This is a genomic window from Sphingopyxis sp. YF1 (assembly GCF_022701295.1).
Classification (GTDB): domain Bacteria; phylum Pseudomonadota; class Alphaproteobacteria; order Sphingomonadales; family Sphingomonadaceae; genus Sphingopyxis.
Genome location: NZ_CP033204.1, coordinates 3063152 through 3082861, shown reverse-complemented (window position 1 = coordinate 3082861; position 19710 = coordinate 3063152). Strand labels below are relative to the sequence as shown.

Below are 19710 nucleotides of genomic sequence, written 5' to 3'. Positions count from 1 at the left end.
CCCTCCCCATGACCCGATCCGTGCAAAAATCGATGTTCACCGCCGACCTGATCGTGCCGGCGATCGGCGACGCTTTTCGCAAGCTCGACCCCCGGCAATTGATCCGCAACCCGGTGATGTTCACCACCGCGGTCGTCGCGCTGCTGCTCACCATCCTGCTCGTCGTCGGACAGGACGGGCTCGCCGCGGGTTTCAAGCTCCAGCTTGTCCTCTGGTTGTGGCTGACCGTGCTTTTCGGCACTTTCGCCGAAGCGCTCGCCGAGGGGCGCGGCAAAGCGCAGGCGGCGTCGCTGCGCGCGGCCAAGGCCGAACTCACCGCCAAGCGGTTGAAGGGCGAAGGGCGGGTGCACGAAACGGTGCCCGCCAGCGCGCTCCGGGTTGGCGATATCGTGCTCGTCGAGACCGGCGATCTCATCCCGTCGGACGGCGAGGTCGTCGCCGGGGTCGCGTCGGTCAACGAGGCGGCGATCACCGGCGAAAGCGCGCCGGTGATCCGCGAGGCGGGCGGCGACCGCAGCGCGGTCACCGCGGGAACGCGCGTCATCTCCGACCAGATTCGCGTTCGCGTGACGGTGGGGCCGGGGCAGGGTTTCCTCGACCGCATGATCGCGCTCGTCGAGGGCGCCGAGCGCCAGAAGACCCCGAACGAGATCGCGCTGACGCTGCTGCTCGTGGGGCTGACAATCATCTTCCTGATCGCGGTCGGTACGATCCCCGCCTTCGCCAGCTATGCCGGGGGCAGCATCCCCGTCGCGATCCTCGCGGCGCTGCTGATCACGCTGATCCCGACGACGATCGCGGCGCTGCTGTCGGCGATCGGCATTGCGGGCATGGACCGGCTCGTGCGCTTCAACGTGCTGGCGAAATCGGGGCGCGCGGTCGAGGCGGCGGGCGACGTCGACGTGCTGCTGCTCGACAAGACCGGCACGATCACCGTCGGCGACCGCCAGGCGACCGAATTCCGCCCGGTCGGGGGCGCCTCGATCGCTGACCTTGCCGAAGCGGCGCTGCTCGCCAGCCTCGCCGACGAAACCCCCGAGGGGCGTTCGATCGTGGCGCTCGCGCGCGAAAAATTCGGCCAGACCGCGACGACGTTGCCCGAGGGGGCGGAGATCATCGCCTTCACCGCGCAGACGCGTCTTTCGGGCGTCCGGATCGGCGACGTGGTCATCGGGAAGGGCGCGGTGGATTCGGTCCTGAAGGCCAATCCCGACGCCGGGGCGACCGCCGCCGCAACCGAGCTTCGCCGCATCACCGACGAGATCGCGCGCGCCGGCGGCACGCCGCTCGCGGTGGCGAAGGACGGGCGGCTCCTCGGCGCGATCTTTTTGAAGGATATCGTCAAGGCGGGCATCCGCGAACGCTTCGGCGAGCTGCGCGCGATGGGCATCCGCACCGTGATGATCACCGGCGACAATCCGCTCACCGCCGCGGCGATCGCCGCCGAGGCCGGGGTCGACGATTTCCTCGCGCAGGCGACCCCCGAGGACAAGCTCGCGCTGATCCGCGCCGAACAGGCGGGCGGGCGCCTCGTCGCGATGTGCGGCGACGGCACCAACGATGCGCCCGCATTGGCGCAGGCCGACGTCGGCGTCGCGATGAACACCGGCACGCAGGCGGCGCGCGAAGCGGGTAATATGGTCGATCTCGACAGCGACCCGACGAAGCTGATCGAGGTCGTCGGGCTCGGCAAGCAGCTCCTGATGACGCGCGGCGCGCTCACGACCTTTTCGGTCGCCAACGACGTCGCCAAATATTTCGCGATCATCCCGGCGATGTTCGTCATCCTCTATCCGGGGCTCGGCGTGCTCAACGTGATGGGGCTGTCCAGCCCCGAAAGCGCGATCCTGTCGGCGATCATCTTCAACGCGCTGATCATCCCGCTGCTCGTGCCGCTGGCGCTGCGCGGCGTCGCCTACCGCCCGATGGGCGCGGGGCCGCTGCTCGCGCGCAACCTCGCAGTCTACGGCCTCGGCGGCCTCGTCGCGCCCTTTATCGGCATCAAGCTCATCGACCTGGCCGTCGGCGGCCTCGGTCTTGTCTGAGGAAACGACCATGAACAAGGATCTCGTCAGCGCGCTGCGCCCGGCAGTCGTCATGACCTTGCTGTTTGCGCTGCTGCTCGGCATCGCCTATCCGCTCGCGCTCACCGGCGCCGGACAACTGCTCTTCCCCGATCAGGCCAATGGCAGCCTGGTACGCGAGAATGGCAAGATCGTCGGATCGACCGTTGTCGGTCAGGCCTTCACTTCGGATCGCTATTTCCACACCCGCCCGTCGGCGGCGGGCGAGGGGTATGACGGGCTCGCCTCGTCGGGCTCGAACCTCGGCCCGACCTCACAAGCGCTCGCGACCCGCGTGAAGGAGGATATCGCGGCCGCGCAGGCGGCGGATCCCGGCAAGCCGGTCCCCGTCGACATGGTCACCGCATCGGGGTCGGGGCTCGACCCTGACATCACGCCTGAAAACGCCTATTTACAGGTCGACCGGGTGGCGCGCGCGCGCGGGCTCGAACGTGCCGCGGTGCAGAGGCTCGTCGATACGAGCATCGAGCGACCGTTGCTCGGCTTTTTGGGCGAGCCGCGCGTCAATGTCTTCAAGCTCAATCGACGGCTCGATGCATTTGGGGCTAAACCCGCCGCGTGACCGAGTCCGACCGACCCTCCCCCGAGGCCTTTCTGCGACAGGCGGCGCAGGAAGGCCGCGGCCGTCTGAAAGTCTTCCTCGGCGCGGCACCGGGGGTCGGCAAGACGTGGGAGATGCTCACCGAGGGACGCCAGCGGCGCGAAGCGGGGATCGACGTCGTCGTCGGCGTGGTCGAAACACATGGCCGTCGCGAAACCGGGGCGCTGGTCGAGGGGCACGAGGTCGTGCCGCGCCGGACGGTCGACCATCAGGGGCACAGCCTCGGCGAGATGGATCTCGACGCGATCCTCGAACGCCGCCCCGGGCTCGTGCTCGTCGACGAACTCGCGCACAGCAACGCGCCGGGCAGCCGCCATCCGAAACGCTACCAGGATGTCGAGGAGCTGCTCGATGCCGGCATCGACGTCTATTCGACGCTCAATATCCAGCATGTCGAGAGCCTGAACGACGTCGTCGCCTCCTTCACCCGCGTCCGCGTCCGCGAGACGGTGCCCGACGCGATCCTGGACAATGCCGAGATCGAGGTGGTCGATATCCCTCCCGACGAGCTGATCGAGCGGCTCAAGGACGGCAAGGTCTATATCCCGCAGGAAGCGACGCGCGCGCTCGGCCATTTTTTCTCCAAGTCGAACCTGACCGCGCTGCGCGAACTCGCGCTGCGCCGGGCGGCGCAGGCGGTCGATGCGCAGATGCTCGACCATGTCCGCAGCCACGCGCTCGCGGGCAGCTTTGCGGTCGGCGAACGGATCGTCGTTGCCGTGAGCGAACGGCCCGTCGCCGCCGAACTGGTGCGCGCGGGCAAAAGGCTCGCCGACGCGCTCCGGGCGCCATGGACCGCGGTCTATATCGAGACGCGGCGCAGCGGGGCCATGTCCGACTCCGACCGGCGTCAGCTCGCCGACACGCTCGCGCTCGCATCGCGACTCGGCGCCTCGACCGCGAGCGTGCCCGCGGCGAGTGTCGTCGACGGGCTACGCGCCTTTGCGCTCGATGCGCGCGCGACACAGATCGTCATCGGCAAGTCGGCGCGGCCATGGTGGTTCGAAATGCGCCACGGCTCGGTCGTCGACCGGCTGGTGCGCACGGTTGACGATGTCGCGGTGCACGTGCTGCCCGGCGAACCCGACACGCCGCCGCGCCGGTGGGCGCCCGCCGCCGCGCGCGGGCGCTGGGGCCGGCCGGCGCATTATGTCTGGACGCTGGCCATGGTCGCCGCGATGACCGCGCTCGGCCGCCTGTTGCTCGCGGGCATCGACCTCGGCAACATCGCCTTGCTCTATCTGGTCCCCGTGATGTTCGCCGCGGCCAGCTTCGGGCTGCGCGCCGGCCTGTTCGCGGGGCTGGCGTCGAGCCTTGCCTATAATTTCTTCTTCCTGCCGCCGACCGGGACGCTCACCGTCAACAATCCCGAAAACGTCGTCAGCATCCTCGTGCTGCTCGGGGTCGCGGTGGTGACTAGCCAGTTCGCGGCGCGCGTGCGCGCGCAGGCCGATCTCGCCCAGTCGAGCGCGCGCCAGAACGCCGCGCTTGCCAGCTTCTCGCGTCAATTGACCGCGGCACCCGATCAGGACGCGCTCATGCAGGCGATCTGCGCCGAGGTCGGGCGCCTGCTCGACGTCCGCGCGGTACTGCTGCTGCCTTCGCCGGACGGGCCGACGCTGCGTGCCGCGGTGCCTCCCGAGGATCGGCTCGAACAGATCGAGCGCGCCGCGGCGCAATGGGCGATGGACAATGCCCAGCCCGCAGGGCGCGGATCGGCGACGCTCACCGCGTCGGACTGGCTCTTTCACCCGCTGCGCACGACGCGCGGCGTGCTCGGCGTGCTCGGGCTGACCCGCGACGATGCGGGCGAGCCGGTGCGGTCCGACCAGCTGCCGTTGCTGATGAGCCTGCTCGACCAGGCGTCGATCGCGCTCGACCGTATGGCGCTCGAGGAAGCGGCGCTGCACGCACGGCAGGTCGACGAGCGCGACCGCCTGCGCTCGGCCCTGCTCTCGTCGGTCAGCCACGACCTGCGCACCCCGCTCACGACCATCCTCTCGGCGGCGCAGGAGATGCGGCGCCATCCCTCGCCCGCGATGGCCGAGACGATTGAGGTCGAAGCGAAGCGGCTGAACCGCTTCGTGTCGAACCTGCTCGACATGGTGCGCGTCGAGGCCGGCGCGCTGCCGATGCGGGTCGAGGCGACAGACCTGTTCGACGCCGCCGCGAGCGCGGCGCACGATGTGCGCGCATCGCTGGCGGGGCACGAGGTCAGGGTCGACATTTCGCCCAACATCCCGCTCGTGCGGGTCGATCCGGTTCTGCTCCACCATTGCCTGATCAACCTGCTCGACAACGCCGGCCGTTATGCCGATCCGGGCACGCCGATCACCATTTGTGCGCGGCGGACCGCCGAAGCGATCCAGCTGTCGGTGATCGATCAGGGCCCGGGCATTGCGCCCGGCAACGAAAAGCGCGTCTTCGAAACATTCACGCGGCTCGAGGGCAGCGACCGCGCGAAGCATGGCACGGGGCTCGGCCTCGCGATCGTCAAGGGCTTTGCCGAGGCTATGGGGCTGTCGGTCGAGGCGGGCAACCGCAGCGATCCGCACGGCGCCTGCTTCACCATCCGCATCCCTGAAGCGCTGATCATCACCCATCCGGCCGAGAAGGACATTCCATGACCGTGCGCCACAAGGTGCTGATCGTCGACGACGAACTCCACATCCGTCGCCTGATCCACGCCGCGCTGGCGCGCGCCGACTATGCGGTGGTTGAGGCGGAGAACGCGCGCGAGGCGCTTGACTGTCTCCGCAACGAACGGCCGGACATCACCCTGCTCGACCTCGGCCTGCCCGACCGCGACGGGCTCGAACTCGTGCCGCTGTTCAAGCGCCAGTCCGATGCGACGCTGATCGTCGTTTCTGCGCGCGACGCGACCGACCAGAAGGTCGCGGCGCTCGATCTTGGCGCCGACGATTATCTGACCAAGCCGTTCGACACCGACGAACTGCTCGCCCGCGTGCGCGTCGCGCTGCGCAACCGTCTGACCCGCGACGGCGGCAATCTGTCGCTGTCGGTGGGCGATGTGACGATCGACCTCGTGGCGCGGACGGTGACGAAAGCGGGCCGCGAGGTGCACCTGACCCCCAAGGAATATGTCGTCTTCGCTCAGCTCGCGCGCTTCCCGGGCCGCGTCATCACCCACAAGCAGATCATGGCCGAAGTCTGGCCGAACGAGCATGCGCATCATGTCGAATATCTGCGTGTCCTCATCCGCACGCTGCGGCAAAAGCTCGAGGATGATCCGCAGCAGCCACGGCTCATCTGCAACGAACTGGGGATCGGTTACCGGCTGCGGCCGGGCGGCGATGCTCCGGACGCGGGGCATGAACAGCCGGGCTGAACGCGCCGATCCTATGCAATTGCTATGGAAATGGCGGTGGTTCGCTCTCGAATTCCAACGCCGCGCGCCGCTAGTCCCGCGTCCATGGCCCGCGATGATACCGATCAGCCTTCGCCCGCACCGCCGGCGCTGCGCGACCGCCTCGTCGACTGGCTCGGCGCGCAGGGGCCGTCGCGCCTGACCATCTATATGTGCGGCGCGGTCGCGCTCGTCGCCTTCTGCGCCGATGCGCTGCGCTGACTCCCACGCACGCGCGAATCCTATGCAATCTCAACGCGCGCGTCGCTGTCTCGCTCTCGAATTGCTACGCGCGCCTGCGTAATTGGACGGCCTTCCCGATTGGAGGTTGCCCATGACGAAATGGCATCAAACCCGCACCGCCGATCTCGGCCTGCGCACTGTCGGTGCCGCGCTGCTGGCGGCTGGCTGGGCGATTGCCGTTCGCCTGCACCAGCTGGCGCCCGCTGCGACGCCGGGTGATGCGGGCTCGCTTCTGCTCTTTCTGTCGGCCGCCGCCTTCCTGTGCGCGAGCGCCGGCAGCGCGCTGCTGTTCGTCGGGCGCGGCTTGTGGGAATGCGTCGAGGTGTCCGAACGCTGGCGCCGCGTCGCACCACCCGACGCGCGGGCCGAACGGCATCCCGGCGCATAGCGAAAACACTATGGAACCGCGCCACCCTCGCTCTCGATTTCAAACGCGCCGCTGATCTAGTCGGACGCCCTCGCAAGCCTCCGCCAGTCCGGCCGGGGCCTTATCAAGAGGATCCTATGAAACGCATCATTCCGATCGCCGCCCTTCTGGCCGGCGCTTTCCCGGCCGCCGCGCTCGCGCAGGAGGCGGCGGCCGAACCCGTCACCATCTCGGGCACGGCGGCGATGGCCTCCGACTATCGCTTCCGCGGCGTCTCGCAAACCGACGAGAAGATGGCGGTGCAGGGCGGCCTGACGCTGACGCACGCCAGCGGGCTCTACGCCGGCGTCTGGGGCTCCAACCTCGCCGGCTGGGGAACCTTCGGTGGCGCCAATATCGAACTCGACCTGATCGCGGGTTTCAAGACGCGGGTTGCCGACAAGGCGACGCTCGACGTCGGGCTTGTCTGGTACATGTATCCCGGCGGCGCCGACAATTCGGATTTCGCCGAGCCCTATGTCAAGCTGAGCGGAATCACCGGCCCGGCGACGCTGACCGCGGGCATCGCCTATGCGCCCAAACAATATGCGCTCGCGAATGTGTCGAACGCGCCGAACAGTCGCGGGCAAAAACAGGATAATCTCTATCTCTGGGGCGACGGCGCGCTCGCCATTGCGGGAACGCCGCTGACTGCGAAGGCGCATATCGGCTATTCGGACGGCAACCCCGGCCTCGGTCCCAACGGTACCAGCATCGCGCCGACCGGCCGCTACTGGGACTGGTCGCTCGGCGTCGATGCAGTCTGGCGGAACCTGACGCTCAATCTCTCCTACGTCGATACCGACATCGGCAAGGCGGAAGCGGCGCGCCTCCAGCCCAATTTCAGCAAGGGGCTGGACGGGCGCGGCGCGATCGCCGACGCCGCGGTGATGGCCAGCGTCACCGCTGCCTTCTGACCCGGCGGCGGCTGCGATCGGGCCGGCCCCACCCTCTCCGCCGGCGCCGGATGGGGGGGGGGGAGGGACCGGCTCCGTGATCCCCTTCGATGGCGGTCTGCGCGTGCTGCATTCGGCTCGAACTCGACTTTCAGCGCCGCGCCCGCCATAGGCGCGCGCCATGACGACACGATTCGCCTTTCAGGTCGCGGCGACCGATGGCGCTGCGCGCACGGGAACGATCCGGATGCGGCGCGGCGAGATTCGCACCCCCGCCTTCATGCCCGTCGGCACTGCGGCGACGGTGAAGGCGATGCGGCCCGCCGAAGTGCGCGCGACCGGCGCCGACATCATCCTCGGCAACACCTATCATCTGATGCTGCGCCCCGGCGCCGAGCGCATGGACCGGCTCGGCGGCCTCCACAAATTCATGGGCTGGGACCGACCGATCCTGACCGACAGCGGGGGCTATCAGGTGATGAGCCTGTCGGCGCTGACCAAGCAGAGCGAGGACGGGGTGGCGTTCAAGAGCCACCTCGACGGCTCGCGGCACATGCTGACCCCCGAACGCTCGATGGAGATCCAGCGCCTGCTCGGCAGCGACATCGTCATGGCGTTCGACGAATGCCCGCCCAACGGCGTCGACGCAAAGCGCGCCGAGGCGAGCATGGCGCGTTCGATGCGCTGGGCGGCGCGCAGCCGTGCGGGGTTCGACGCGGGCGAGGCGCATGCCGAACGCTCGGCGCTGTTCGGCATCCAGCAGGGATCGCTGAACGAAAAATTGCGCGCGCGCTCGGCGGCGGCGCTCACCGACATCGGCTTCGACGGCTATGCGATCGGCGGGCTCGCCGTCGGCGAAGGGCAGGAGGCGATGTTCGGCGTGCTCGACTATGCGCCCGGCCAGCTTCCCGCCGACAAGCCGCGCTACCTGATGGGCGTCGGCAAGCCCGACGATCTCGTCGGTGCGGTCGCGCGCGGGGTCGACATGTTCGACTGCGTGCTGCCGACGCGCTCGGGGCGCAATGGACAGGCCTTTACCTGGGATGGCCCCGTCAACATCCGCAACGCCAAACATGCCGAAGATGTGGGGCCGCTCGATGCCTCGTGCGACTGCCCGGTGTGCACGACCTGGTCGCGCGCCTACCTTCATCATCTCGTCCGTGCGGGCGAAATGCTCGGCGCCATGCTGATGACCCAGCATAATCTTCATTTCTATCAGGCGCTGATGCAGGCGATGCGCGACGCGATCGCCGCTGGGCGCTTTGCCGCGTTCCAGTCGGATTTCGCGACGCGCTACCGCAAATGATCAATTGAGCTTTTTTGAGTTCAATTGAGTTTGTTGAGAAGATCCAGCATCGATGAGGGAATCGATTCGTCGACCGCTGAATCATAAGCGCGACGCAGGATGTCGTTCACATCCTGCGCCTTTCTGGGCATCTTCTTTTCAGCGCCTTTTCCGGTGGGACCTCGTGACGTGGAACCGGATTTAGGCGACATTATCGGTACATCCGCTGGACATGGGCCTTTTGCTAACCGCGCGCCGGACAAAGAGCAATGGCGCGTTTGTTCCTTCCCCATGAAACCAATTTGGGGCTAAATCGTTCCGCCAAGGCGCAATAATCCGGGACGTCGATGGCGCGTGGACGCGATTCGCTCGGATTTGCGCAGGTTTCGAGGCGGGGCCTGACCCGTTTGAGGAGATAGTTTATGTCATTGGGTCAGGCGATTGCGCCGCATCTTCCCTATTTGCGACGCTATGGCCGCGCAATTTCGGGGAGCCAGGCCAGCGGTGATGCGCTGGTCGCCAGCCTGCTCCAGACCCTGGTCGCGAATCCCGGCGCGGTCGATACCGGTACCGATCTCCGCATCCAGCTCTATCGCATGGTCCACGACAACTTCGGGCTGGTCACCGAGCAGCAGGGGGTGCCTGCCGAGCCCGCCGCGGCGGACATCGCCATCGCCGATGCGCGTCTGCGCCGCATCCCCTCGCTCGCGCGCCAGGCTCTGCTGCTGACCGCGGTCGAGGGTTTCAGCGAGGAGGATGCGGGGCGGATCGTCGGCCGCGACGCCGCCACGGTGCGCGACCTCATCGCGCAGGCGATGGAGGAGATCGATCGCCAGACGCGCGCGCGAATCCTGATCATCGAGGACGAACCGATCATCGCGATGGACATCGAGATGATCGTCCGCGATCTCGGGCACGATGTCGTCGCGATCGCCACGACGCACGGCGAGGCGGTCGCCGCGGCGCAGGAGCATCGGCCGAGCCTCGTGCTCGCCGACATCCAGCTCGCCGACAATAGTTCGGGGATCGAGGCGGTGCAGGAAATCCTCACCGACGTGCAGCTACCCGTCATCTTCATCACCGCCTTTCCCGAACGGCTGCTCACCGGCGACCGGCCCGAGCCGGCCTTCCTGCTCACCAAGCCCTACCAGCCCGCAACGCTGCGCGCGGCGATCTCGCAGGTGCTCTTCTTCAACGAGGCGACCGTTCCGGCCTGACGCCCTTGTCTTGCGGCGCGGCGCGGGTGATAGGGCAGGGCGATGACTGTTCGCGATGCTTCCAGCCGCCGGTCGGCGCTCGACCGGCTGACCGCCAACGCGCCCTTTCTCGCGCGGCTGGCGGAACTCTATCCCGACGATGTGGCGCATTTCCTCGCGGAGGGGACCGACGCGGCGCTCGCTGCCCTCACCTCGCCACCGGCCGCTGAAGAGGTCATGGCCGCGCTGCGCCGCTGGCGCGGGCGCAATGCGCTGCTGCTTGCGCTCGGCGACCTGTCGGGCGAGCATGACGTCGCGACGACCACCCGCCTGCTCTCGGACTTCGCCGATGCTGCGTGCGACGCGGCGCTCGCCGCGGCCTTCGCCGAGCGGGTTCCCGATGAGGAACCGCGCGGCCTGGCGGTGATCGCGCTCGGCAAGCTCGGCAGCCACGAACTCAACTACTCGTCGGATATCGACCCGATCCTGATCTTCGACCTCGCAACCATGCCGCGCCGCTCGCGAGACGATCCCGGCGAGGCCGCGGTGCGCATCGCGCGGCGGATGGTCGAAATCTTGTCGGCGCGCACTGCGGGCGGGCATGTGTTGCGCGTTGACCTCCGCCTCCGCCCGCATCCCGAGGTGACACCGATCGTGCTGCCGGTGAACGCCGCCATTTCCTATTATGAATCCGAAGCGCTCGCGTGGGAGCAGGCGGCGTTCATCCGGTCGCGGGCTTCGGCGGGCGACCGCGCGCTCGGCCGCGAGTTTCTGGCGGCGATCGATCCCTTCATCTGGCGCCGCAGTCTCGATTTCCGGCAGCTCAAGGAAATCGGCGCGATGAGCGACCGCATCCGCGACCATTTCGCGCAAGGCCAGCAATTCGGTCCGGGCTACGACCTCAAGCGCGGGCGCGGCGGCATCCGCGAGATCGAATTTTTCGCACAGGTACACCAGCTGATCTACGGTGGGCGCGATCCTTCGCTGCGTACCCCCGCGACGGTCGATGCGCTCGCGGCGCTGTCCGCGGCGGGGCGCATCGAGCCCGAGGTCGCGGCGCGGCTGGCGGACCATTATGCGGTGCTGCGGCGGGTCGAACACCGGTTGCAGATGATCGAGGACCAGCAGACGCATTGCCTGCCGACGCAGGAGGGGGCGCTCGACGCGGTGGCGCGGCTCGATGGCCATGCGGACGGCGCCGGACTGCTGGCGATGCTCGAACCCGTCGTGGCTGACGTGGGGACCTGTTACGACCGCCTTGTCGCCGAGCGCGCGGTGATCGCCGGGCTGCCGCGTGACGAGGGCGAACTGGCGGCGCAGCTGGCCGCGGCGGGCTTCGATCCGCCCGGTGCGGCGCTGCGCACGATTGCCGAATGGCGCGGTGGCAAGCTGCGCGCGTTGCGCAGCCCCGCGGCGCTCGACGCGCTCGAAACGGTTCTGCCCGAACTGGTGAAGGCGCTCGGTGCGGCGCCCGATCCGCAGGGCGCGCTCGTTCGCTTCGACAAACTGGTGTCGGGCCTGCCGAGCGCGATCAACTTCTTTCACCTGCTCGCGGCGCAACCCGAACTCGCGAAGATCGCGACGCGCATATTGTCGATCGCCCCGACGCTCGCCGACGCGCTCGGCACGCGCGTCGAACTGATCGAGGGGTTGATCGACAAGCGCGCTTTCGATGCCCCGGCGACCAAGGAAGGACTCGCCGCCGAATGGGCGCCGGGGCTCGCGGGGCTCGACTATGAGCGGTTGCTTGACCGGGTGCGCGATCATGTCGGTGAACGGCGTTTCGCCTATGGCGTGCAGCTTGTGGCGGGCGCGACCGATCCGCTCGTCATTGCGGGCGGCTATTCGGAGCTCGCCGAAGCGGCGTTCGGCGTGCTCGCCGACGCGACACTCGCCGAATTCACCGCCACGCACGGCCGCGTGCCCGACAGCGAACTTGTCGTGCTCGCGCTCGGGCGCTTCGGCGGGCGGGCGCTGACGCACGCCTCGGACCTCGATCTCATCTATCTTTTTACTGGTGACCATCTTGCCGAATCCGACGGCCCGCGCCCGCTCGGCGCGACGACCTATTACAACCGCCTCGCGCAGCGCGTGACCGCGGCGATGTCGGTGCCGACCGCCGCGGGCAAGCTCTACGACGTCGATACGCGGCTGCGTCCGCAAGGCGCGCAGGGGCCGCTCGTCGTCACCCTCGACAGCTTCGAGCGCTACCAGCGCGAAGAGGCGTGGACGTGGGAGCATATGGCGCTGCTACGCGCGCGGCCGGTTTATGGCTCGGACGCCGCACGCGTCGAGGTCGGACGCATCATCGGCGACCTGCTTGCGATGGCGCGCGATCCTGCGAAGCTCGTCCAGGACGCGGCCGGGATGCGCGACAAGATGGCGGCGCACAAGCCGTCCAAGGGCGCGCTCGATATCAAGGGCGGCCCAGGCGGGCTTGTCGATCTCGAATTCGCCATGCAGGTCACCCAGCTCGCCAGCGGCCAGTGCCATGACACCAACATCGCCGCGGCGATCCGTTGCCTTGCGGGTAAGGGGCTGGCACCGGCGACGCTGCCCGATGCGCACGGCCTGCTCGCGCGAATGCTCGTGATGCTGCGGCTGACCGCACCCGAGGGCGAGCCTGCGACCGCCGCGGCGCGTCAGCTGGTCGCCAGTGCGTGCGGTGAACCCGGCTGGCCGCAACTGCTTGCTGCGCACGATGTCGCGCGGCAGGAGATCGGCGACTGGTGGGCATCGATTCGCCCGTCCGCCCCACCCGAACAGGAGATTGAACAATGAGCGCACCCGCGATCGGAGATGCGATTCCCGCCGTGAAACTTGCCGATGCCGACGGCGCGACGATCGACCTTGCTGCGCTGAAAGGCGCGCCGCTGATCGTCTACTTCTACCCCAAGGCCGATACGCCCGGGTGCACGACCGAGGCGCAGGATTTCACGCGCCTCGCCCCCGAATTTGCGCATCTGCACGCGCAGATACTCGCCGTGTCGCGCGACGCGCCCGCGAAGCTGTGCAAGTTCCGCGACAAATACGGGCTGACGGTTCGGCTCGCCTCGGACGAGGACGGCGCGGTGTGCGAGGCGTTTGGAACCTGGGTTGAGAAACAGAACTACGGCCGCACCTATATGGGAATCGAGCGCTCGACCTTCCTGTTCGGCGCCGACGGCAAGCTCGTGCAGATATGGCGCAAGGTGCGCGTGAAAGGGCATGCTGACGCGGTGCTGGAGGCCGCGAAGGCGCTCTAGTGCGGACTCTCGGCGACGCTGCGCGCGCGGTTCTGCTCGCCGCCGACCCGCACGCCAAGCGGCGCGCGGCGCGCGGGCTCGCGCGCGCCTGGCGGCGGGGTGAGCTGGTGCATCGCTGCGACATCGCCATGCCCGATCGCCCGGCGTGGCCCGCGGCGCCCGAGTTGCTTGCGCCGAACCAGATGCCGCGCCGCCGCAAGGGCGGGTCGGAACGTGGACGGATCGCGATGCTGCACGCGCTCGCGCATATCGAATTTGTCGCAATCGACCTCGCAGTCGATCTGGTCGGGCGGTTCGGCGGCGAGTTCCCGCGCGGCTTCGTCGACGACTGGATCGGCGTCGCGGCCGACGAGGCGATGCACTTCGCGTTGCTCGACCGGCGGCTGCGGCAGCTCGGTAGCCACTATGGTGCGCTCCCAGCGCACGCCGGATTGTGGGAGGCGGCGGAACTGACCGCCGACGACGCGCTGGCGCGGCTGGCGATCGTGCCGATGGTGCTTGAGGCGCGCGGGCTCGATGTCACGCCGGCGACGATCGAGCGTTTTCGGGCAACGGGCGACGACGCGTCGGCGAGAATCCTCGAACGCATTTACAAAGACGAGATTCGTCATGTGAGCGCGGGCACAGACTGGTTCGAATGGCTGTGCGACGAACGGGGATTCGCACCGCAGCCGATGTGGCAAAGCCTCGTAAAATCGCGATTTCGGGGGGTGTTGAAGCCGCCGTTCAACGACTCGGCGCGCCGCGACGCCGGTTTAACGCAAGAATACTACGCGGTTGTTGCTTCGTAAGGATTGCCCAAGCACTAACGCTCCCGGGCAGGGAATAATCCCATCCACAAGAAGCAACCGGCACCGGCGGCGTAAAAATGTCACCGGCGACCAGGACACTGCGGGGTCGATACGTGCGAAACGCAACGCTTGCGCAAAAGTTTCATTTCGGGCTCATTTTCTGCGCCACGGCGCTGGCGGGCCTGACGGCACCGGCAGTCCAGGCGGCCGAAACCAGCGCCGACGCCGGCATCGTGGTTCCCGACGAACCCGACGACGACAGCTTCAACCCCGGCGTTTCGACCCCGGGCGAGGACAGCGAAGCCCGCGCGGTCTTTCAGGCGTGGAAGCGCCTCGACACCGGCCTGACTGCCAGCCTCGGCATCGCTGTTCCCTCACGCCGCCCGATCGATCAGATGTCGCTTTCGTCCTCCTACGGCATGCGCGTCCACCCGATCACCGGCAAGGTTGCGCGCCACAACGGCATCGATATTCCGGCGCCGCACGGCACCGCGATCTACGCCACCGCCGACGGCATCGTTGGCCGCGCCCAGCGCCTCGGCGGCTACGGCAACTATGTCGAAATCGAACATGGCAACATGATCCAGACGCGCTACGGCCATATGTCGTCGTACATCGTCCGCCCCGGACAGCAGGTGAAGAAGGGCGACATCGTCGGCTACGTCGGTTCGACCGGCCGTTCGACCGGCAATCACCTCCATTATGAAGTCCGCATCGAGGGCGCGCCGGTCAACCCGATGCCCTTCGTCCGGTCGGATCAGATGGCGATCGCCGCGATCACCGGCAAGAACGTCGCGATGGGCGGTCCCGAGTAACACGAGTTTTCAGGTCGGAGAGGAGGGGGCGTCCTCCGGCCAAAGGCCGGGGCGCCCTTTTCATTTGCGCCGGAACGCCTATCTTCACCCCATGGCAACGCAACCGCTTTCCGACATCACCCTCTCGCCTGCCGCCGCGGCGCGCGTCCGCTGGATCGCAAGCCGCAAGGGCGAGGCCGATGCCGCGCTCCGCCTTGCGGTCGACGGTGGCGGTTGTTCGGGTTTTACCTATCGCTTCGGACTGGCCGAGGGCATCGACGTCGACGATGTCGTCACCGAGACCGACGGGGTGAAGCTGGTGGTCGACAGCGTCAGCATCGATCTCGTCCGCGGCTGCATCGTCGATTTCGTCGATTCGCTGGGCGGATCGTCGTTCAAGGTCGAAAACCCCAATGCGGCCTCGGGTTGCGGCTGCGGGTCGAGCTTCTCGATCTGACGCCTTTCTAAGCGTTTCGCTTCCTGCCATAGGAAGCGCATGAAAATCGCGACCTTCAACATCAACGGCATCAAGGCCCGACTGCCGCGGCTTGTCGAGTGGCTGGAGGAAACACAGCCCGACATCGTCTGCCTGCAGGAACTCAAGTCGAGCGACGAGACGATGCCGACGAAGGAGATCGAGGCCGCAGGATACGGCTTCCTCTATCACGGGCAGAAAGGTTTCAACGGCGTGGCGATCCTCGCGAAAGGAACGCAGCCGGCCGAGATCCAGCGCGGGCTCGCCGGCGAAGCCGAGGACGAGCAGTCGCGTTATCTTGAGGCCGACGTGTTCGGCATTCGCGTCGCGTCGATCTACCTGCCCAACGGCAATCCGCAGCCCGGACCCAAATTCGACTACAAGCTGCGCTGGATGGCGCGGCTGCGCGAGCGGGCGAAGGCGCTGCTCGCCGCCGAAATCCCGACGATTCTTGCCGGCGACTATAATGTCATCCCGCACGACGACGATGTGTGGGACCCGCGCGGCCCGATGGCGGACGACGCGCTGATGCAGCCCGAATCGCGCGATGCGTGGTTCCGCATCCTCGGCGACGGCTGGACCGATGCGGTGCGCAGCCGGCATCCGGCGGGCGGCGTGTGGACCTTCTGGGACTATCAGGCGGGCGGCTGGCAGCGCGACCACGGGTTCCGCATCGACCACCTGCTGCTCAGTCCCGCGCTCGCCGACCGGCTGGCCGATGCCGGCGTCGACAAGGACCATCGCGGGCGCGAAAAGGCGAGCGACCATGCACCGACCTGGGCGGTGCTGGGATGAATCCGCCGTCCGCCGCGAACCTGGCGGACGCGCCGCTCTTTGCGGGACTGGACCAAGGCGAGCGCAGCGAACTCGCCGATGCCTTTCTGCCCCGGCATTTTGCCGACGGTGAAGCGATCCTGATCCAGAACGAGCGCGCCGACGGCCTCTACCTGATCGCCGCGGGCCGGGTCGACATCGGCAAGCGTCTGCCGGGTGGCGGGCTCGCGCTGCTCGCCAAGGTTGGACCGGGCGAGGTGATCGGCGACATGGCGCTGATCGGGCGCGACCTCAAGCGGTCGGCGATGGGCATTGCGCGCGGCGCGGTCGCGACCTGGTATCTGCCCGCCGAGCAATTCCGCGCCGCGCTGGCGCGGCTGCATCCGGCGTCGCTCCGCTTGCAGGCCGAACTGGGGGAACTGATCGCCGCGCGCGTCGCGGGAAAGACGCGCGATATCGCGGCGCTGCTCGCTCGGGGACCCGACGGCTTCACGCCGAGGCCGCAACGCGCCTTGCTCCTCATGGCCGAGGAGGGTTTCGCGGCCGAACCCTTTCTCGCGAAACTGCCCTGCTGCGCGGGCATGAGTCCGGCGCAGCGGCAGGCGGTGTGGAACGCGGGTGAGCGCATCGACATCGCGGCGGACACCGATCTTGCGGTGGTGGGGGCGCCATCGGACCGGCTATGGCTCGTCGTGCGCGGTGCGGTACGCAGCGCGCTGCCGCATCGCGGCGGCGTCTATCAACTCACCGTCACCGGCCCCGGCCAGTTCGTCGGCCTCGCGCCGCTGCTGCGCGCCGCACCGCATGACCGGTTGCTGCGAACGAGCGAACAGGCAACCCTGCTCGCGATCGACCGCGCGACCTTTGCCGAGATGCTCGGCACGGGCGATGCGCTCAGCCGCGAAGTCGGCGCGTCGGTCAACGCCGATCTCGTGACCGCGCTCGACGCGCTGGACCAGGTCGAAGCGCGCATCCTCGCGATGCAGCGCGGCCACGCGGTGGCCGCCTAGAAACACTAAAAAGCCATCGGCCGAACCGGTCGAAAGACCTCCCGGCTTTTCTTTCGGTTCGCCTTCGGCCACCGTCCTTCGGTGGATGCAGGGGAAGGGATCGTCATGTCGCGCTGGGTTGCTCTCGCATTGTTTTTGCTCGCGGCCCGTCCGGCCGCAGCCGACGAGCACGCTTTCGACACGGCGCTGCGTGACTTTCGCGAGGTGCATCGCGCAGAAACCAGCCGCGCGCATATCGCCGGAAGCAGTTTCTATCTCGTGCGCGCCGGACGCACGGTGGCGGCCGATCATCTGGGTGAACAGGACGCCGAAACGCATGTCCCGGTCGATGCCCGCACCGTCTATCATTGGGCGTCGGTAACCAAAACGATGACGGGCATCGCGATCATGCAGCTGCGCGATCGCGGGCTGCTGTCGCTCGACGATCCGATCGTCAAATATGTGCCCGAACTCGCGGTGGTGCATAACCCTTATGGCGATACCGGCGCGATCACGCTGCGCCAGCTGATGAGTCACAGCGCGGGCTTTCGCAGCGGAACCTGGCCGTGGCGCGATCACGACTGGCAACCGTTCGAACCGAAGGACTGGTCACAGCTGGTGGCGATGCTGCCCTATACACAAGTCGAGTTCGAACCCGGCAGCCGCTTCGGCTATTCGAACCCCGGCATCGTCTATCTGGGGCAGGTGATTGAGCGTCTGTCGGGCGAGGATTATGAAGTCTATATCGACAAGAACATCCTGAAACCGCTGGCGATGCACGCCAGCTATTTCGACCGCACGCCGCCGCACCTGCTGCCGCACCGCTCGCACAGTTATTATGTTCGCGAGGGCCGGCGCGTCGCGGCGCCGTTCGATGTCGATACCGGCGCGACCGTGTCGAACGGCGGGCTCAACGCGCCCATGCCCGACATGGCGAAATATCTAGCCTTCCTGCTCGGCGATCCGATGCGGCAGGCCGAATATGACCGGATCCTCAAACGATCGTCGATCGAGGAAATGTGGCAACCGCAGATTTCGGCGGGCGAGGATTTCACGCAGGGCCGCATGGCAACGACGACACAGAGCGGCCTGTCCTTCTTCATCGACCGCCGCGCCGCGGTGCGCTTCGTCGGCCACAATGGCGACCAGAACGGCTTTCGCGCCTATCTCAGCCTCTGTCCCGACCAGCGCCTCGGAAGCCTGCTCGCCTTCAATACCGAAACGCAGGGCGTCCTGAACAGTCCCGCCAATCGCGAAACGGCCGAATCGCGCATCGCGCTGGCGACCGACAAACTGTGCGAGGCGCTGGTCCGATAGCGCGGTGGCGGCGAGCGCTCGTCGACCGAAACCGGCGTCCGTCGATTTCTATGCCGCGATTCCCGGCGTTTTTGTCATCATGACGCACCGCGGATGATGAGGAGGCTGCCGATGCGCGCGGCGTCAGGCCGGGAGACGGACGATGAGGCGCGACTGGATGACCGCGGGGGCGACGCTGCTGCTCGCGACGACCGCGACGGCGCAGCAAGGCACCGGAAGCGGGCCATCGCCATCTGCTCCGGCGACGCCCGTGCAGGACAATGAACTCGTCGAAACATGGAACGAGCGGGTCAGCGCGGGGGCACCGGTCGGTTCGACTCCGGAATTCGAGGGATGGAGCCTCGGGCATGCGATGCCGCTTGCCCGTTCGGAACATGCGGTGGCCGAACTCGACGGCAAGATCTGGGTACTCGGCGGCTATCCGCCCGGACGGCTTCCTTCGAACCTCGTCCAGGTCTATGATCCCGCCGCGAGCCGCTGGTCGCTCGGCCCGCGCCTGCCGCAGCCCCTCCATCACACCATGGTCGCCGCTGTCGGCGGCAAGCTCTACGTGATCGGCGGCGAGATGGACGGCGCGAGCACCGGGCGTCCGGAGATTTTCGTCGCCCATGTCTGGCAGCATGACCCCGCCGTCGGCGGCTGGGTCCAGCGCGCCTCGATGCCAACCGCGCGCAGCGGTGGCGGCAAGGCGGTGATTGACGGAAAAATCTATATCGCCGGCGGGCGCCCGCCCGGTGGCCATGCCTTCGAGGTCTATGACCCGGCGACCGACACATGGGAAAGGCTTCCCGACCTACCGACGCAGCGCAATCATCTCGCGATGGTCGCGCTTGATGGAAAGATCGTCGTCGCCGGCGGCCGCACCGGTCCGGGCGCGATGGCCGAGCGCGTCGATGTCGTCGAGATCTACGATCCGGCGACCCGTCGCTGGAGCAAGGGCGCGCCGCTGCCGGCGCCGCGCGGCGGCATCACTGGCGCGGCGCACGCCGGCTGCATGTTCGTGTTCGGCGGTGAGGGCGAGCGCGCCCATGTGCTTGGGCTGACGCCCACCGCCTATGGCTATGATCCCCGCGCCGACCGCTGGACGCGGCTGCCCGACCTTCCCATCGCGGTGCACGGGTTGAAGGGCAGCGCGGTGATCGACGGCCGCGTCTTCCTGCCCGGCGGTGCGATCACGCTGGGCGGCAATACAGGGACCAACGCCATGCAGGTGTACCGGCCGTCGATGCGCTGCGAATGACGCACCT

Annotated in this window: 19 protein-coding genes; 18 read left to right on the top strand and 1 reads right to left on the bottom strand. The window is 67.8% G+C overall.

Annotated elements, in window-relative coordinates:
- Positions 1-8 precede the first annotated feature (8 nt).
- The 8 genes from kdpB to tgt all read left to right on the top strand — a co-directional run bounded on the left by kdpB (position 9) and on the right by tgt (position 8903).
- On the top strand, positions 9-2045 hold the full coding sequence (kdpB, locus tag EAO27_RS15020) for a potassium-transporting ATPase subunit KdpB (protein WP_242771140.1): 2037 nt from the start codon (positions 9-11) through the stop codon (positions 2043-2045).
- 10 nt (positions 2046-2055) lie between these two features.
- Positions 2056-2646 carry a potassium-transporting ATPase subunit KdpC gene (gene kdpC / locus EAO27_RS15015; RefSeq protein WP_242771138.1) on the top strand — a complete coding sequence of 197 codons (591 nt, stop codon included), beginning with the start codon at positions 2056-2058 and terminating at the stop codon, positions 2644-2646.
- On the top strand, positions 2643-5312 hold the full coding sequence (locus EAO27_RS15010; protein WP_242771136.1) for a sensor histidine kinase KdpD: 2670 nt from the start codon (positions 2643-2645) through the stop codon (positions 5310-5312). Before kdpC ends, EAO27_RS15010 begins: the two co-directional genes overlap by 4 nt.
- Complete coding sequence (locus EAO27_RS15005; protein WP_242771134.1) at positions 5309-6034, top strand: response regulator transcription factor; 726 nt, start codon at positions 5309-5311, stop codon at positions 6032-6034. The genes EAO27_RS15010 and EAO27_RS15005 overlap by 4 nt, the downstream gene beginning before the upstream one ends.
- A gap of 84 nt (positions 6035-6118) precedes the next feature.
- Positions 6119-6274: a hypothetical protein gene (locus EAO27_RS15000; protein WP_242771132.1), complete on the top strand. Its 156-nt coding sequence runs from the start codon at positions 6119-6121 to the stop codon at positions 6272-6274.
- Positions 6275-6386: 112 nt separating this feature from the next.
- The gene (locus tag EAO27_RS14995) at positions 6387-6683 is read left to right on the top strand and encodes a hypothetical protein (protein ID WP_242771130.1); all 297 of its coding nucleotides are present in this window, start codon (positions 6387-6389) and stop codon (positions 6681-6683) included.
- Between the two features lie 116 nt (positions 6684-6799).
- On the top strand, positions 6800-7618 hold the full coding sequence (locus EAO27_RS14990; RefSeq protein ID WP_242771128.1) for a TorF family putative porin: 819 nt from the start codon (positions 6800-6802) through the stop codon (positions 7616-7618).
- A 160-nt stretch (positions 7619-7778) separates the two neighbouring features.
- Entirely contained in the window at positions 7779-8903 is a 1125-nt protein-coding gene (tgt, locus tag EAO27_RS14985) for a tRNA guanosine(34) transglycosylase Tgt (RefSeq protein WP_242771125.1), read from the top strand.
- A 20-nt stretch (positions 8904-8923) separates the two neighbouring features.
- Here tgt and EAO27_RS14980 read toward each other — a convergent pair whose 3' ends face one another.
- Positions 8924-9013: a NepR family anti-sigma factor gene (locus EAO27_RS14980; RefSeq protein WP_242771123.1), complete on the bottom strand. Its 90-nt coding sequence runs from the start codon at positions 9011-9013 to the stop codon at positions 8924-8926.
- Between the two features lie 291 nt (positions 9014-9304).
- Between EAO27_RS14980 and EAO27_RS14975 the strand changes: the two genes are divergently transcribed.
- The 10 genes from EAO27_RS14975 to EAO27_RS14930 all read left to right on the top strand — a co-directional run bounded on the left by EAO27_RS14975 (position 9305) and on the right by EAO27_RS14930 (position 19703).
- Positions 9305-10099: a response regulator gene (locus EAO27_RS14975; protein ID WP_242771120.1), complete on the top strand. Its 795-nt coding sequence runs from the start codon at positions 9305-9307 to the stop codon at positions 10097-10099.
- 42 nt (positions 10100-10141) lie between these two features.
- Positions 10142-12859: a bifunctional [glutamine synthetase] adenylyltransferase/[glutamine synthetase]-adenylyl-L-tyrosine phosphorylase gene (locus EAO27_RS14970; protein WP_242771118.1), complete on the top strand. Its 2718-nt coding sequence runs from the start codon at positions 10142-10144 to the stop codon at positions 12857-12859.
- On the top strand, positions 12856-13323 hold the full coding sequence (locus tag EAO27_RS14965) for a peroxiredoxin (RefSeq protein WP_242771116.1): 468 nt from the start codon (positions 12856-12858) through the stop codon (positions 13321-13323). Before EAO27_RS14970 ends, EAO27_RS14965 begins: the two co-directional genes overlap by 4 nt.
- Positions 13323-14114 carry a ferritin-like domain-containing protein gene (locus EAO27_RS14960; protein ID WP_242771114.1) on the top strand — a complete coding sequence of 264 codons (792 nt, stop codon included), beginning with the start codon at positions 13323-13325 and terminating at the stop codon, positions 14112-14114. Before EAO27_RS14965 ends, EAO27_RS14960 begins: the two co-directional genes overlap by 1 nt.
- Positions 14115-14227: 113 nt before the next feature.
- Positions 14228-14929 carry a M23 family metallopeptidase gene (locus EAO27_RS14955; RefSeq protein ID WP_242771112.1) on the top strand — a complete coding sequence of 234 codons (702 nt, stop codon included), beginning with the start codon at positions 14228-14230 and terminating at the stop codon, positions 14927-14929.
- 91 nt (positions 14930-15020) lie between these two features.
- Complete coding sequence (gene erpA / locus EAO27_RS14950) at positions 15021-15365, top strand: iron-sulfur cluster insertion protein ErpA (RefSeq protein WP_242771110.1); 345 nt, start codon at positions 15021-15023, stop codon at positions 15363-15365.
- A gap of 39 nt (positions 15366-15404) precedes the next feature.
- Complete coding sequence (xth, locus tag EAO27_RS14945) at positions 15405-16178, top strand: exodeoxyribonuclease III (RefSeq protein ID WP_242771108.1); 774 nt, start codon at positions 15405-15407, stop codon at positions 16176-16178.
- Positions 16175-17167 carry a cyclic nucleotide-binding domain-containing protein gene (locus tag EAO27_RS14940; protein ID WP_242771105.1) on the top strand — a complete coding sequence of 331 codons (993 nt, stop codon included), beginning with the start codon at positions 16175-16177 and terminating at the stop codon, positions 17165-17167. The genes xth and EAO27_RS14940 overlap by 4 nt, the downstream gene beginning before the upstream one ends.
- A gap of 105 nt (positions 17168-17272) precedes the next feature.
- The gene (locus EAO27_RS14935; protein WP_242771102.1) at positions 17273-18463 is read left to right on the top strand and encodes a serine hydrolase domain-containing protein; all 1191 of its coding nucleotides are present in this window, start codon (positions 17273-17275) and stop codon (positions 18461-18463) included.
- Positions 18464-18605: 142 nt separating this feature from the next.
- A complete protein-coding gene (locus EAO27_RS14930) occupies positions 18606-19703 on the top strand; it encodes a kelch-like protein (protein ID WP_242771100.1) in 1098 nt (365 codons plus the stop codon).
- Positions 19704-19710 lie beyond the last annotated feature (7 nt).

Excerpts from the sequence above, each read along its gene's own strand:
- kdpB (WP_242771140.1), top strand. The coding sequence starts at position 9 with ATGACCCGATCCGTGCAAAAATCGATGTTCACCGCCGACCTGATCGTG.
- kdpC (WP_242771138.1), top strand. The coding sequence starts at position 2,056 with ATGAACAAGGATCTCGTCAGCGCGCTGCGCCCGGCAGTCGTCATGACC.
- EAO27_RS15005 (WP_242771134.1), top strand. The coding sequence starts at position 5,309 with ATGACCGTGCGCCACAAGGTGCTGATCGTCGACGACGAACTCCACATC.
- EAO27_RS15000 (WP_242771132.1), top strand. The coding sequence starts at position 6,119 with ATGGCCCGCGATGATACCGATCAGCCTTCGCCCGCACCGCCGGCGCTG.
- EAO27_RS14995 (WP_242771130.1), top strand. The coding sequence starts at position 6,387 with ATGACGAAATGGCATCAAACCCGCACCGCCGATCTCGGCCTGCGCACT.
- EAO27_RS14990 (WP_242771128.1), top strand. The coding sequence starts at position 6,800 with ATGAAACGCATCATTCCGATCGCCGCCCTTCTGGCCGGCGCTTTCCCG.
- tgt (WP_242771125.1), top strand. The coding sequence starts at position 7,779 with ATGACGACACGATTCGCCTTTCAGGTCGCGGCGACCGATGGCGCTGCG.
- EAO27_RS14975 (WP_242771120.1), top strand. The coding sequence starts at position 9,305 with ATGTCATTGGGTCAGGCGATTGCGCCGCATCTTCCCTATTTGCGACGC.
- EAO27_RS14970 (WP_242771118.1), top strand. The coding sequence starts at position 10,142 with ATGACTGTTCGCGATGCTTCCAGCCGCCGGTCGGCGCTCGACCGGCTG.
- EAO27_RS14965 (WP_242771116.1), top strand. The coding sequence starts at position 12,856 with ATGAGCGCACCCGCGATCGGAGATGCGATTCCCGCCGTGAAACTTGCC.
- erpA (WP_242771110.1), top strand. The coding sequence starts at position 15,021 with ATGGCAACGCAACCGCTTTCCGACATCACCCTCTCGCCTGCCGCCGCG.
- xth (WP_242771108.1), top strand. The coding sequence starts at position 15,405 with ATGAAAATCGCGACCTTCAACATCAACGGCATCAAGGCCCGACTGCCG.
- EAO27_RS14940 (WP_242771105.1), top strand. The coding sequence starts at position 16,175 with ATGAATCCGCCGTCCGCCGCGAACCTGGCGGACGCGCCGCTCTTTGCG.
- EAO27_RS14935 (WP_242771102.1), top strand. The coding sequence starts at position 17,273 with ATGTCGCGCTGGGTTGCTCTCGCATTGTTTTTGCTCGCGGCCCGTCCG.
- EAO27_RS14930 (WP_242771100.1), top strand. The coding sequence starts at position 18,606 with ATGAGGCGCGACTGGATGACCGCGGGGGCGACGCTGCTGCTCGCGACG.